Raw genomic sequence first — 13,969 nt, forward strand, 5'->3', positions numbered from 1 at the left:
CGATGCCCAACGCCTTCGTCCTGCCGCCCCTCCCCGACCTGCCCATCATCGCGGCGCTGCCCAAACTGCGGGCTGCGCTGGCCGCCCACTCCCGCGTGGTGCTGGAAGCGCCGCCCGGCGCGGGCAAAACCACTGTGGTGCCGCTGGAGCTGCTGGCCGCCGAGTGGCGCAATCCCGACGATAAAATCCTGGTGCTGGAGCCGCGCCAGCTGGCCGTGCGTGGCGCCGCCGCCCGCCTGGCCCAGCTGCTGGGCGAGCCCGTGGGCCGCACCATCGGCTACCGCGTGCGGCTCGATAGCAATGTGAGCCAGGAAACCCGCGTGGAAGTCATCACCGAAGGCATTCTCACGCGCATGATTCAGGACGACCCGGCGCTGGAAGGTGTGGCGGCGGTGGTATTTGATGAATTTCATGAGCGGAGCTTGAACGCCGATTTAGGTTTGGCGCTGGCGCTGGATGCCCAAGCCGTGCTGCGGCCCGAGCTGCGCATCCTGCTAATGAGCGCCACGCTGGAGGCCCGGCGGCTGGGCCAGTGGCTGCCCGCGCCGGTGGTGTCGTCGGCCGGGTTTCTGTTTCCGATTGAAACGCATTACCTCGACCCGCGCCGAGCTTCCGCCTTGCCCAACAAGCCCGCCGAGCGGCTGGCCGAGCTGGTGCCCGCACAAGTACGAGCAGCTTTGAACGCCCACCCGCAAGGCGACATCCTGGTTTTCCTGCCCGGCGTGGGCGACTTGCAACGCAGTGCCCGCAAGCTTCAGGATGCCTTGCCCGACCACGTCGTCCTGCACTTGCTGCACGGCGAATTGCCGCTCGAAGCGCAGGACGCGGCCCTGCGTCCGGTAAGCGGCGGCCGGCGCAAGGTCATCCTGGCCACCAGCATTGCCGAAACCAGCCTCACCATCGAGGGCGTACGGGTAGTAATTGACGGCGGCTTTGCGCGGGTGCCGCGCTTTGTGCCGCGCACCGGCTTCACCACCCTCGAAACCGTGCCCGTGGCCCGCGCCGCCGCCGACCAGCGCCGGGGCCGCGCCGGCCGCCTTGCCCCCGGCACCTGCTACCGCCTCTGGACCGAAGCCGAGCATCACAACCTGCCGGCCCACCGCCCGCCCGAAATCCACACCGCCGACCTCAGCAGCCTCGCCCTGGAGCTGGCCCTCTGGGGCGCGGCCGAGCCCACCAGCCTGCGCTGGCTGGACGTGCCGCCAACGGCGGCGTTTGCGCAAGCCACTGAGCTGCTGCTGCGACTGGGAGCTTTATCAGGGCAGGAGGGTAAGGGAGTAGGAGGGTATGAGGCTTCGAAAGCAGAACCATCACAAATAACTCCTGCCCTCCTACCCTCCCACCCTTCTACCCTAATAAAACCCACCCCCCACGGCCGGCAGCTAGCCGTGCTGGGCCTGCCGCCACGCCTGGGCCACCTCGTGGTGCGCGGGCAAGAGTTGGGCCACGGCTCTGCTGCCGCCTCCTTGGCCGCGCTGCTGGCCGAGCGCGACCTGTTGCGCTGGGCCGCCCCCTCCGACACCCGCCCCGCCCCGCCCGACCTGCGCCTGCGCCTCGAAGCCCTGGCCAGCGGCCGCCCGCCCTTGCCCGGCCTGGCCCTGCACCACGCCACCCTGCAACGCGTGCGCGACGTGGCCCGCAACCTCACCGGCCGCCTGGGCAAAACCGCCAAGCCACCAACCCACCAATCCGCTCACCCGCCTGTGGGCCTGCTCACCGCGCTGGCCTACCCCGACCGGTTGGCCCAGCGCGAAACCCACGACCGCCTGCGCCTTGTGACCGGCCAGCGGGTGAGCCTGAACACCATCGATGTAGACCCACAAGCCACCTTTTTCGCTGTGGCGCACCTGGCAGGCACAGCCTCGGCCCCGCGTGCTACGCTGGCCGCTCCGCTCGGGCAGGATGAGCTGGAATTAGCCTTCGCCGACCAAATTACGACCACCGACGAGGTGCGCTACGATGCCACCACCCAACGCGTGACCGGCCGCCGGGTGCGCCGCCTGGGGGCCTTGCTGCTCGAAGAAAAAATTATTGGCCAGCCCGATGCGGTACTGGTGGCACGGGCCCTGCTGAATTATTTGCAGGAAGCCGGCGTGAGCAAGCTGAATTGGACGCCCGCCGCCCGCCAGCTGCAGCAGCGGCTGGAGTTTCTGCGGCAGCACTTCCCAGGTTCTGATGCTGCGGAACCCTGGCCGGCTTTTGACGATGCCACGCTGGCACTGGAGCTGGCCGACTGGCTCGGGCCGCACCTCGACGGTCTCAAAACCCTCGACCAGGTGCAGCGCCTCGACCTGTATGAACCGCTGCTGGCCCGCCTGCCCGGCGGCTGGAACCAGCGCCAGGAGTTGGACCGCCTTGCTCCGGCCGCGCTGGAAGTGCCCAGCGGCTCGCACATCACCTTGGACTACAGCGACCCTGCCGCCCCCGTGCTGGCCGTGAAGCTGCAGGAATTATTTGGCTTGACGGAAACGCCCACCGTGGCCGCCGGCCGCGTGCCGCTGCTACTGCACCTGCTCTCGCCGGGCGGCCGCCCGGCGCAGGTAACGCGCGATTTGCGCAGCTTCTGGGAGAAGGGCTATTTCGAAGTCCGCAAGGACTTAAAGGGCCGCTACCCCAAGCATCCCTGGCCCGACAAGCCGATGGAGCACATTCCGACGCGGCTCACGAAAAAGCGGCTGGGGCAGTAGCGCAGGGCTGAGTCAACGGCTTTTACCCAGTTGAAGAATTGGCTAAAAAACCATTTCGCCGCCAAAAAACCGTCACGTAACTTCGTAGAAAATCAAGCTTTTTCCACAGTTACATGGCTTCTACTGCTACTCCCGAAGCGCCGGTTATTGCCGGCGACCAACTCACGCCGGGCTGGCTCAAAATTGTTTGGCTTTACCTGATGCTGGTGCCCGCATTGGTGTGGGGCTTTTCCAGTTTATCCGGGCCGCGCAGCCTGGCCTCGGCCCTGATTACGGTGGTAACGGTAGGCTTCGGGCATTCCATCGGCCTGCACCGCGGCATTATCCACCGCTCGTACCGCTGCGCGCGGTTCACGCGCGGCATGCTGGCCTACTTATTTGTGCATACCGGGCTGGGCGGGCCGCTGTCGTGGGTGCGGGTGCACTATTTCCGCGACTACTGGCAGAACCGGCTCGACTGCCCGGCCTACTTCCGCTACGACCACTCCATCGCGAAGGACTACTACTGGAATCTGCACTTCGCCCTGAAATCGGGCGACATCGGCCGCTACGAAATACCCGACGAAGACTTGTACGACCCCTGGCTGGCCTTCCTCGAAAAAACCTGGTATCTGCACGTATTGGCCGCGGCGGGCCTTATCTGGGCCTTTTTCGGATTTGAGGCGATGATAGTGTGCGTGCCGCTGCGCATCAGCATCACCATTCTGGGGCACTGGTTTGTGGGCTTCATCTCGCACAAGTACGGCTACGCCCGCTACGACATCGACGACGCCACCGAGCACGGCTACAACAACTGGGTGCTGGGCGCGCTGTCGTTCGGCGAGGGCTTCCACAACAACCACCACGCCCACCCCAGCTCGGCCAAAATGAGCACCGAATGGTACGAGCTGGACCTGGGCTGGTACCTGGTGGCCGGCCTGCGTGCCGTGGGCTTGGTGTGGGACGTGCAGGTGGTGGGCCGCGACCACACCCAGAAAGCCCGCGCCAAAGAGCGCAGTTTCCGCTGGCGCTGGCCCTGGCAGGACTAGCGGACTAGTGGGATAGCGGGTTGGCGAATGGAATCAGGTGTGCGGATATAGCCTAACCCACCAATCCACTAACCCACCATTTATCGCATCTCATTGTCATCCAAAAAGTTCTTGCCGTCGGCGCGGGGCGAATAGTGGCGGTGCAGCCAGCGGCTAAGGCCGCCCAAGCCCGGCAGCAGCACCCGCTCGGTGATGTTGGCCTGGTCGAGCTTGTCGCGCACTTCCCACTTGAGGCGAGCCGGAATGATGATGCGGAAGTACAGCTCCGGGCGGTCGGCCAGCCAGTCGTGCAGCACGCTCTGGGCCGTGCTCATCAAGGAAAACAAGGCGTACTGGTGCACAATACGCGCGTCGAGGCTGGGCGGCTCCAGAAACAGCACGTAAGGCTCGGCCTGCAGCTCTTCGAGCTCGCGCAGGCTGCTGCTCACGGGTTGCAGCAGCTCAGAAGTAAACACGTTGGACCCCTCCCCCTGCAGGGCCTGGCGCAGGCGCTGGGGCAGGTGCTCGGCCGCTTTCACGTAGTTCAGCGCCCAAATGATGCCGTCTTCGTGGTAGGCGGCCAGGTCGTCGGTGGCGAAATGCAGGGCCACATAAGGTGAGTACGTCCAATCGAGCAGGCGGGTGGGCAGGCCGTGGTGCTGCGCCAGCGCCAGCCAATCCCAGGTGCTGGTGGTGGCGGTGGGCAGGCTGTTTTCGCGGGCGTACTTGCGGAAGTTGCGCAGCAGGTGGTGCTCCAGGTTCTGATATTCACCGCCCAGCCGCTGCAAGCTGGTTTCGAGTTGAAAATGGCGCGAGCGGCCGCCCCGGTACACAAACGGCGACCGAAACCGCCCAATGCGCGCATCCCAGGTGTTCTGGAACAGCAACCGCTGCAGGTCTTCCCAGGAAGTGGCTTCGTAGTCGTTGTTGGCAGAAAGTGGCATGGGGCGAAGATACGCGGGGCTGGAAAGCTTGTATGCAGTAGGGGCAGGGCTTGCCCCCGCCCAGTCGTCAGAACCGACCCAACGATTCCCTTCAACGACCGGGCGGGGGCACGCCCCGCCCCTACCTCATACGTTGCTTACTCCCCCGCCGGAAAATCGGCCGCGTCGCCCACCTCAGCGTACTGCTCCAGCTCCTTCGCAATGCTTGCGAACTTCTCGCGGGCACCCTTCACGGCTGCTTTGCCAAGGGGCAGGTGCAGCGGCGGATTCTCCAGCTGTACCACGTCGTACATGGCCTTGGCAGCGCGCACCGGGTCGCCGGGCTGCTTGCCGCTGTAGCCCTGAATGCCGCGCAGGTTTTCGCCTACGGTGGCCTGGTAATCATCGATTTTGGTATCGGCAATGGTGGCCGACTCGCCGGCCCACTTTGTGCGGAAGCCGCTGGGCTCGATGTTCGTCACCTTGATGCCCAGCGGCCCCACCTGCTGGCTCAGGCTCTCGCCAATGGCCTCCAGGGCAAATTTCGAGGCGTTGTAGATGCCCACGCCGGGGAAAGTTTTCAGCCCGCCAATGCTGGTGATGTTGAGCACGTGGCCGCTGCGCTGCTTGCGCAATTGCGGTAGCACGGCGCGCAGCACGTGCAGGGCACCGAACACGTTCACATCGAACTGCCGCTGTACTTCCTCGGCCGGCACTTCTTCGATGCTGCCCATCGAGCCGTAGCCGGCGTTGTTCACGATGACATCGAGCTGATTGAATTTGGCGATGGCATCGGCAATGGCGGTTTTGACGGTGGCCTCATCGGTCACGTCGCACACCAGGCCGAGGGTGCGGCCTTCGGCTTTCTTGGTGAATTCGTCGGCTTGCTCGGGCTTGCGGAAGGTGGCGGCCACGCGGTCGCCTTTTTCGAGCACGTAATCGGCCAGGGCTTCGCCGAAACCGGACGAGGCCCCGGTAATAAACCAGGTTTTGGCAGTGGAATCAGACATAATTGGTTTGAATAAAATGGTAGCTGCTAAGACGGGTTGGAGCCGTGAATTGTTTGCCGGCATTTTGGTGTAGAGACGCGACACTTCGCGTCTCGTCGTTGAGCGAGACCGAACGACACCCGCGCGGCGCAGACAACAAGACGCGAAGTGTCGCGTCTCTACACAGCTCCCTACCCCCTACCGTACCTTTGCGGCCCAGATTCGCTCAGCCTTCCCAATCCCACCCACTCCCTATGAAAAAGCTTTTCTCGCTACTGCTGGCGCTTATTGGCTTCACTGCCCAGGCCCAGGTTACATTCAAAATCACGGCTGTGCCGGCCAACACGCCGGCCAACGCCACCCTCTACATCGCCGGCACCTTCAATAGCTGGAACCCCGGCAGCGCCGCCCACGCCCTTACCCATAACGCCGACGGCAGCTACCAAATCACGCTGCCCGCCGCCACCGGCACCATGGAATACAAGTTTACGCGCGGTTCCTGGGCCGCCGTCGAAACCAACGCCTCGAATGGCTCGGTGCCCAACCGGAGCTACACCTTTAGCACAGCTCCGGCCACCGTGCTGTGCCAGGTGCTAAACTGGGAAGACCTCGCCGGCGGCACACCCGGCACGGGCACATCCACCGCCGCAGCCAATGTGAGCGTGATTTCGACCACGTTTGCCATGCCGCAGCTGGGCCGCACGCGCCGCGTGTGGCTCTACCTGCCGCCCGGCTACGCCACCAGTGGCCGCCGCTACCCCGTATTGTATCTGCAGGATGGCCAGAACGTGTTCGATGCCGCCACTTCCTTCGCCGGCGAGTGGGGCGTGGACGAGGCCCTGAACCAGCTGGCCGCCAGCGGCCAGGACCCCACCGGCTGCATCGTGGTAGCCGTCGACAACAGCGCCAATCGCCTCGACGAATACTCGCCCTGGAACAACCCGGCCTACGGCGGCGGCCAAGGCGATTTGTACATCGATTTCTTGGTGCAAACCCTCAAGCCCTACATCGATGCCAACTACCGCACCCTGCCCGACCGCGCCAACACCGGTATCGGCGGCTCCAGCATGGGCGGGCTCATTGCCACCTACGCGGCCCTGCGCGAGCCTTCGGTATTTGGCAAAGTGGCGTCGTTTTCGCCGGCCTATTGGTTTGCCTACCCGCAGCTGGCTGCCTACGTCCACCAGCACCCGGCCAACCCCAACACTCGTTTCTATTTCGTGAGCGGCACCACCGAAAGTACCACCATGGTGCCCCAGATGCAGGCCCTGCGCGACTCGCTGCAGCGCGGCGGCGTGCCGGCCGCCAACCTCAACTTCAACACCCGCACCGACGGCCAGCACGCCGAATGGTTCTGGAAGCGCGAGTTTCCGGCCGGCTACTCCTGGCTGTATGCGCCTGCCACGGCCACTGCGACGCGCCCGGCCCAAACCCTCGCCGTGAGCCTCTACCCTAACCCCACCGCCCGCGAATTGCGCGTATCGCTGCCCGCTACCCTGGCCGGCGATGCCCTGCTCGAAATCAGCGATGCGCGGGGCCGGGCCGTGCTGCGCACCCGCGTGCGCAACGGCCAGGCTGTAGACGTGAGCCGCCTAGCCTCCGGGCTGTACCTGTCGCGCCTCACGGCAGGCAGCGCGGTGGGCACCAGCAAATTCACCAAAGAATAATCATAGTGCGGCGGGCAGGCGGGCTTCTAACCCAACTTCCCGCCGTATCTTTGCCTGGCAAAAGGCCTAAACCCCCAACCCCTTTTGCCATGGCGGACTCCGCAACCCCCAAAATTGCCTTCGAGGCCCTCACCTACGACGACGTACTGCTGCTGCCAGCATACTCCGAGGTTTTGCCCCGCGACTGCGACACCGGCACCCGCCTCACCACCAACATCCGGCTGCAAACCCCACTGATTTCGGCGGCTATGGACACCGTGACGGAGTCGGACATGGCCATTGCGCTGGCGCAGGAAGGTGGCCTGGGCATTATTCACAAGAATATGTCCATCAAGGCGCAGGCCGAGCAGGTGCGCCGCGTGAAGCGCAGCGAGTCGGCCCTGATTCAGGACCCTTTCACCCTGCCGCCCACCGCTACCCTGGCCGACGCCCGCCAGCTCATGCGCAAGCACAACATCGGCGGCATCCCGGTGGTGAACAGCGGCCACGTGCTCGAAGGCATCCTTACCAGCCGCGACCTGCGCTTCGAGAAGGACATGAACCAGCCGGTCACGACCGTGATGGTGCCGCTGGCCCGCCTCGTAACGGCCCCCGCCGGCATCACCCCGGCCGCCGCCGAAACCCTGCTCACCGACAGCAAAGTCGACAAGCTGCCGTTGGTTGACAGCGAAGGCCGCCTGGCCGGCCTGATGACTTACAAAGATATTCGCAAGCGCCGCCGCGCCCCGCACGCCAGCAAGGACCAGTTGGGCCGTCTGCGTGTAGGGGCCGCTGTGGGCGTCACGCCCGACCTGCTCCAGCGCGTGGCCGCCTTAGTCGAAGCTGGCGTGGACATCGTGAGCCTCGACACCGCCCACGGCCATTCCAAAGGCGTTATGGATGCCGTGCGGGCCATCAAAGCTGCCTACCCTACCCTAGACGTGATGGCCGGCAACGTGGCCACCGCCGCCGGGGCCCGCGCCCTGGCCGACGCCGGGGCCGATGTTGTGAAAGTGGGCGTGGGCCCGGGCTCCATCTGCACCACGCGCATCATCGCCGGCATTGGGGTACCGCAGCTTTCGGCCGTGCTCGAAGCGGCTAAGGGCCTGGAAGGCACCGGCGTGACGCTGGTAGCCGATGGCGGCATCAAGTTCTCGGGCGATGTGGTGAAAGCCCTGGCCGGCGGTGCGGCCGCCGTGATGGTGGGCTCGCTGCTGGCCGGCACCGAAGAAGCCCCCGGCGACCTCATCATCTACGAAGGCCGCAAGTACAAGAGCTACCGCGGCATGGGCTCGGTGGAAGCCATGGAAGACGGCAGCAAAGACCGGTACTTCCAGGATGCCGAGGACGACGTGAAGAAGCTGGTACCCGAGGGCATTGTGGGCCGCGTGCCGTTTAAAGGCAATGTATCGGAGGTGATTTATCAGTTGGCGGGCGGCCTGCGGGCTGGCATGGGCTACGTGGGCGCAGCCAACATCGAGGCCCTGCAGGCGGCGCAGTTCGTGCGCATCACCGGGGCTGGCCTGCGCGAAAGCCACCCGCACGACGTACAGATTACCCGCGAAGCACCGAATTATTCGAGCCGCTAGCCCGATTGGTACTCCGCCATAGCTGGATTAGTGCTTTGAATTACAATGGGCAATACTGGCTACGGCCGGTATTGCCCATTTTTTATGCTTTCCAATGGATGGAGCCTTTTCAGGCAGCCGATTGTATCTTGCATGCCGGTTGAGCGTCGGCGACGGCGCGGCGGGCTGGTGTGCTTGTGTTATTCCTGGTTTCTGTCTGTGCGTCATCCGTTACTGTACATTGGTTTTCTCTTAGCGCTGCTGAGCGGAGCGCTGGCCGTCGGCAATCTGTTGGCTGACGGCGGCCCCGGAGCCGCGCCGTGGACCACTTGGCTGCTACTGCTGGCGGACCTGGGCACGCTTGCGGTACTGCTTAAGCTGTTTTTCCGGGCCCCGGCAGCCTCTGCGACCTCGAGCGTTGCCACCCCGGCTGCCCTCCGCGAAAGCGAGGTACTAAGCCTGCAGCGCTTGGCCCAGATTGTGCAGCGGGGCCAGACCTCTACCGAGGTGTACACTGTCTTGCTGGAATCGGCAGTGCAAACCGTGCGGGCCGACGCCGCCTGGCTCGACCTCGACGCCAACCATACCGGCACCGACGACACCAACGCCACACAGTATTACAACATCGTGCCCGCGCAGGCCGAGGCCCTGCGCGCCGGCCTGCGTGCTCACCCCTTGGTGGAGGGTGAGCACGTGGTCAACGACCTGAACCGCCGCCCCGGCTTTCTGGGCACCTCGCAGGCCTACCGCTCGCTCATTCAGCTACCGTTGCGTGGCCTGCATTTCAACTACGGCACATTGTATTTGCTGAAAGTGGAGCCCGGCACCTTCAACCGCGAAGATGTCAGCATCCTCCAGACTTTCACCGGCCAGGCCGTGCTCAGCATCGAAAACCTCGAGCTGATGCGCGCCTCGCTGGCCAATCAGCGCACTCAGGAAGAGCTAAAAATTGCTTCCCAGGTTCAGGACAGCCTTATTCCTAAAAACCTGCCCACCGATAACTGGTTCGAAATCAGCTCGCACTCGCTGGCGGCTAAGGAAGTGGGCGGCGACTTCTACGATTTCCTGCACCTGCCGGGCCGGCGACTGGCCGTCATCATCGGCGACGTGAGCGGCAAGGGCGTGACCGCCGCCTTCCACATGGCCCAGATGAAGGGGATTTTCCACTCGCTGATGCAGGAAAACCCGCTGGCCAAGAACGAGCGCGACAAATTCCCGGTGCCCAGCAAGTTCATGGCCCAGGCCAACACCGCCCTCATTCACTGCCTGGAAAAATCATCTTTCATTACATCTTCGCTCTATATTATTGACTATGAGCAGGGTGGATTTGTATTTGCCCGCGCCGGTCATTGCCACACGCTTTACTACCACGCCCTGCGCGAGGAAGTTTTTTACTTCGACTCGGCCGGCCTTGGCCTCGGCATCATCCGCAACGAGAGCTACGAGAAGCACATCAAAAACCAGTTTTACGACTACAGCCCCGGCGATGTGATGGTGATTTACACCGATGGCATTGTGGAGGCGCGCGGCGGCTCCGGCACCGACGAGTACGGCGAAGACCGCCTCAAGCTGCGCCTGGAGGAAAGCTATTTCCAAGAGGCCGAAGACATTAAAAACTTCATCCTCGACGACCTCAACGCCTTCACCCACGGCTTCCCCATCCACGACGACCAGACCCTGCTCGTGATTAAATTCAAGTCGGCCCAACCCCTACCGTAGGCCTGACGTATCGCCCTCATTATGAAAGTTACTGCCCAACCCTCCGCCGATACCCTCACCCTGCTGCTTGATGGCGAGCTGGATGCCAGCTCCGCCATTGTGCTTGACACCGAGCTGGCCAAGCCCGACATTCTCAACTATCGCAAGGTCCTGATTGACTGTGCCAAACTCAGCTATATTTCCTCGGCTGGCCTGGGGGTTTTCATCTCGCACCTCCAGCGCTTTCAGGATGCCAACGTGAAGCTGGTGTTCTTCAACATGCAGGAAAAAGTATTCAACGTGTTTGAAATCCTGGGCTTGGATGCGCTGATGACCATCGTACCCAGCCTCACCGAAGCCGAAGCCGCTTAATTCAGTTAAGGGTTAAGAGTTAAAAGTTATACGGTTGAATTCGTCGTCTTTGTCATTTCAACTGCCAACTCTTAACTCCTAACTTCTAACTCTTAACTTCCCATGAAGTCAGCTCTCCGCATTGCCTGCTCGCGTGCCCACCTGCAACAGGTGCGCGATTTCGTGCGGAATTATCTCAACACCCGGCCGCTTTCCGAGGTGATGGTGAACCAGGTAGTGCTGGCCGTGGATGAGGTGGTGGCCAACTTCATCATCCACGCCAATGGCGAGGATGAAACCCAGTTTCTGGACCTTACCCTGGCGTTTGATAAACAGGACCTTAACGTGGAAATTGCCGACAATGGCGACACCATTTTCCTGCCCGGTCCCACGGCCAGTCCCGATTTCCACGCCTACATTCAGCAGGGCCGCAAAGGCGGCATGGGCATGACGCTGGTGAACCGGCTCATGGACCGCGTGGAGTTTTTCACGCGTGGCAACCACACCGTGTGCCACCTCAGCAAGCACCTGGCCTGAGCCCTGCTTTTGCCTCTTATTTTTGAGACCGTTGTGCCCGGCACGACGGTCTTTTTTTTATCCCGCCTCTCCGGCCGAGAACATGCGTCATTCCGCCCGGATTTTAGTTAATTTCGCACCGGTAATTTTATGCCCGCGCCGCTACTTACTACTGGCTTAGCGCTTTTGTCTTCTAAACTTTCCTATGCATAAACGCATTCTGTACGCCGGCGCGGCCGTCGCTACGCTGCTGGCTGGCTGCCAAACCACCAAACCGGCCGCTTCGGCCACCACGGGTTCTACTGCGGTCGGTCCGGCCGTTGAAACGCTGGGCAACTACCCGGTACCGGCCAACGAGTTTGCCTACGTCTACCGGAAAAACAACAGCTCGGCCCCCGACTACGGCACCCGCCAGAGCGTGAATGACTATCTGGACCTCTACACCAACTTCCGCCTGAAAGTGCTGGAAGCCGAGCAGAAGGGCCTCGATACCACGCAAGCCTTCAAGCGCGAGCTGGAGGGCTACCGCCAGCAACTGGCCCAGCCCTACCTTACCGAAAAAAGCGTGACCGACCAGTTGGTGCGCGAGGCTTACGACCGCATGGGCCAGGAGGTAAACGCCTCGCACATCCTTGTGCGCGTATCGCCCGATGCCACGCCGCAGGATACCCTGATTGCCTACCAGAAGATTGTAAAACTGCGCGAGCAGGCTCTGTCCGGCGCCGATTTTGGCCAGCTGGCCCGCGCCAACAGCGAAGACCCTTCGGCGCGGGAAAACGGTGGCAAGCTGGGTTACTTCACGGCCATGCAGATGGTGTATCCGTTTGAGTCGGCGGCCTACAAAACGCCCGTGGGGCAGGTGTCGCAGCCCATCCGCACGCGCTTCGGCTACCACATCATTAAGGTGAACGACAAGCGCACGGCGCAGGGCGAAATCAAGGTGGCCCACCTCATGATTCGCATGAACGCCAATGCCGCCAAAAACGACTCGCTCACGGCCAAAAAGAAAATCGACGAGCTGTACAGCCGCCTGAAAAAGGGCGAGAACTGGGACAAGCTTGTGGCTCAGTTCTCGGAAGACGCCGGCTCGGCGGCCAACGGTGGCGAGCTGCCGCCCTTCGGCACCGGCCGCATGATTCCCTCGTTCGAGGATGCCGCCTTCAAGCTGCAAAAGCCCGGCGACATCGCGCCCCCAGTCCAGACGCCCTACGGCTGGCACATCATCAAGCTGATTGAGCGCCAGCCCTTGGCCAAGTTCGCCGACATGGAGCCCAGCCTGAAAAGCAAGGTGGCCAAGGATTCGCGTTCGGAGCTCAACAAAGCCGCTTTCCTGAAGCGTGTGCGCCAGGAAGACCAGTTCTCGGAAATAGCCGCCGCCAAAACCTATGCATTCAGCAAAGCTGATACGGCACTGGTAGCTGGCCGCTTCAAATACACGGCCCCCGCAGCTACAATGAAGGCTGCGAAAGGTGCATCCAACGACAATTCAACCCTTTTCACCATCAAGGGCAAGCCCTATCTGGTGAAGGATTTCCTGGCTTATGCGCAGCAAAACCAGCGGCCCCGCACGGGCGCACAGCCGGCTTTCGCCATGCAGCAGCTCTACGACCAGTACGTAGAGCAAAGCCTGACCGACTTCGAGAAAAACAGCCTCGACACCAAGTATGAGGACTATCGCATGCTGGTGAAAGAGTACCGCGACGGCATCCTGCTGTTCCAGTTGATGGACGAAAAAGTGTGGAGCAAGGCTATTGAGGACACTGTGGGCCTGAAAAAATACTTCGCTGACAATCAGGCCAAGTACCAGTGGGACCAGCGCGTGCAGGGCACCGTGGTGAGCGCCGCCACACCCGCCTTGCTGGCCCGCGTGCAGCAGGCCATGAAAGCCGGGCGCTTCCCGCTCACCCGGAGCGTGCCTCCCCGCATCACCTTCACCAACGGCACGGCGCTGGCGAAAACCGGCGTATTAGCGCTGGATGATATCAGCAAGCGCATGAACCAGGATACCAGCATGCTGGTAACCATCACCGGCCGGGTGAAGAAGGGCGAAAAAGCCAGCCTGGCCAACGCCCGCGCCGACTCAGCGGTGCGCCAGCTGCGCCGCCGGGGCGTGGCCGCCGGCCGCATTCGCAAAGTGGTGCAGGCCAAGCCGGGCACCGATAATTCGGCGCAGGTGGCCCTGTTCAGCGGCAGCCCCGTCGCCATCGAATCGGAGCTGAACGAGTTGAACCCGTTGTCGGTGCAAATCAGCCAGAAAGTGTTCCAGAAAGGCGATAACAAGGTGATGGATGAGCTGATGAGCAAAGGCCCCGGCACCTACAACGTGCAAAAGGACGGCCGCTATTACGCCGTCACCATTGACCGCACGCTGCCCGCCGGCCCCAAAACCCTGGCCGAAGCCCGGGGCCAGGCCACGTCGGACTACCAGACCTACCTGGAAAAAGAATGGATTGCCCAGATGCGCGCCGCCCGCCCCGTGAAAGTGAACGAGGCCGAAGTAAGCAAGCTGGTAACCAAGTAATCATTGGGTGAATGAGCGAATGGCTGAATGGGTGAATGACCAATAAACATTCACCCATTCAGC

General features: G+C 62.7%; 10 protein-coding genes. 8 read left to right on the forward strand and 2 right to left on the reverse strand.

The features are described 5' to 3' along the window. The first annotated feature begins 2 nt into the window (after positions 1-2). Together hrpB and I7X13_RS16700 are read left to right on the forward strand one after the other, a co-directional pair. Complete coding sequence (gene hrpB / locus I7X13_RS16695) at positions 3-2,687, forward strand: ATP-dependent helicase HrpB (protein WP_198076342.1); 2,685 nt, start codon at positions 3-5, stop codon at positions 2,685-2,687. Between the two features lie 113 nt (positions 2,688-2,800). Continuing rightward, positions 2,801-3,715, forward strand: a complete 915-nt coding sequence (locus I7X13_RS16700) for a fatty acid desaturase (RefSeq protein WP_198069894.1) — start codon at positions 2,801-2,803, stop codon at positions 3,713-3,715. 80 nt (positions 3,716-3,795) lie between these two features. Here I7X13_RS16700 and I7X13_RS16705 read toward each other — a convergent pair whose 3' ends face one another. Both I7X13_RS16705 and I7X13_RS16710 read right to left on the reverse strand, forming a co-directional pair. Beyond that, positions 3,796-4,638, reverse strand: a complete 843-nt coding sequence (locus I7X13_RS16705) for an FRG domain-containing protein (protein ID WP_198069893.1) — start codon at positions 4,636-4,638, stop codon at positions 3,796-3,798. Positions 4,639-4,775: 137 nt separating this feature from the next. Next, positions 4,776-5,627 (reverse strand): oxidoreductase, encoded by an 852-nt coding sequence (locus I7X13_RS16710; protein ID WP_198076343.1) that lies wholly within the window; start codon positions 5,625-5,627, stop codon positions 4,776-4,778. Positions 5,628-5,860: 233 nt separating this feature from the next. Here I7X13_RS16710 and I7X13_RS16715 point away from each other — a divergent pair, with 233 nt between their 5' ends. The 6 genes from I7X13_RS16715 to I7X13_RS16740 all read left to right on the forward strand — a co-directional run bounded on the left by I7X13_RS16715 (position 5,861) and on the right by I7X13_RS16740 (position 13,906). Continuing rightward, positions 5,861-7,273 carry an alpha/beta hydrolase-fold protein gene (locus tag I7X13_RS16715; RefSeq protein ID WP_198076344.1) on the forward strand — a complete coding sequence of 471 codons (1,413 nt, stop codon included), beginning with the start codon at positions 5,861-5,863 and terminating at the stop codon, positions 7,271-7,273. Positions 7,274-7,362: 89 nt separating this feature from the next. Beyond that, entirely contained in the window at positions 7,363-8,841 is a 1,479-nt protein-coding gene (guaB, locus tag I7X13_RS16720) for an IMP dehydrogenase (protein WP_198076345.1), read from the forward strand. Positions 8,842-9,039: 198 nt separating this feature from the next. Continuing rightward, positions 9,040-10,539, forward strand: a complete 1,500-nt coding sequence (locus I7X13_RS21950; protein ID WP_198069889.1) for a PP2C family protein-serine/threonine phosphatase — start codon at positions 9,040-9,042, stop codon at positions 10,537-10,539. Between the two features lie 21 nt (positions 10,540-10,560). Next, entirely contained in the window at positions 10,561-10,890 is a 330-nt protein-coding gene (locus I7X13_RS16730) for an STAS domain-containing protein (protein WP_198069888.1), read from the forward strand. A gap of 102 nt (positions 10,891-10,992) precedes the next feature. Next, entirely contained in the window at positions 10,993-11,406 is a 414-nt protein-coding gene (locus I7X13_RS16735) for an ATP-binding protein (protein WP_198069887.1), read from the forward strand. Between the two features lie 184 nt (positions 11,407-11,590). Continuing rightward, positions 11,591-13,906: a peptidylprolyl isomerase gene (locus I7X13_RS16740; protein WP_198076346.1), complete on the forward strand. Its 2,316-nt coding sequence runs from the start codon at positions 11,591-11,593 to the stop codon at positions 13,904-13,906. Positions 13,907-13,969: the final 63 nt, after the last annotated feature.

The organism is Hymenobacter negativus (assembly GCF_016056375.1).
Classification (GTDB): Bacteria; Bacteroidota; Bacteroidia; order Cytophagales; family Hymenobacteraceae; genus Hymenobacter; species Hymenobacter negativus_A.

Coding starts and splice junctions, on each gene's coding strand:
- I7X13_RS16730 (WP_198069888.1), top strand. CDS start 10,561: ATGAAAGTTACTGCCCAACCCTCCGCCGATACCCTCACCCTGCTGCTT.
- I7X13_RS16735 (WP_198069887.1), top strand. CDS start 10,993: ATGAAGTCAGCTCTCCGCATTGCCTGCTCGCGTGCCCACCTGCAACAG.
- I7X13_RS16715 (WP_198076344.1), top strand. CDS start 5,861: ATGAAAAAGCTTTTCTCGCTACTGCTGGCGCTTATTGGCTTCACTGCC.
- I7X13_RS16710 (WP_198076343.1), bottom strand. CDS start 5,627: ATGTCTGATTCCACTGCCAAAACCTGGTTTATTACCGGGGCCTCGTCC.
- I7X13_RS16705 (WP_198069893.1), bottom strand. CDS start 4,638: ATGCCACTTTCTGCCAACAACGACTACGAAGCCACTTCCTGGGAAGAC.
- guaB (WP_198076345.1), top strand. CDS start 7,363: ATGGCGGACTCCGCAACCCCCAAAATTGCCTTCGAGGCCCTCACCTAC.
- hrpB (WP_198076342.1), top strand. CDS start 3: ATGCCCAACGCCTTCGTCCTGCCGCCCCTCCCCGACCTGCCCATCATC.
- I7X13_RS16740 (WP_198076346.1), top strand. CDS start 11,591: ATGCATAAACGCATTCTGTACGCCGGCGCGGCCGTCGCTACGCTGCTG.
- I7X13_RS16700 (WP_198069894.1), top strand. CDS start 2,801: ATGGCTTCTACTGCTACTCCCGAAGCGCCGGTTATTGCCGGCGACCAA.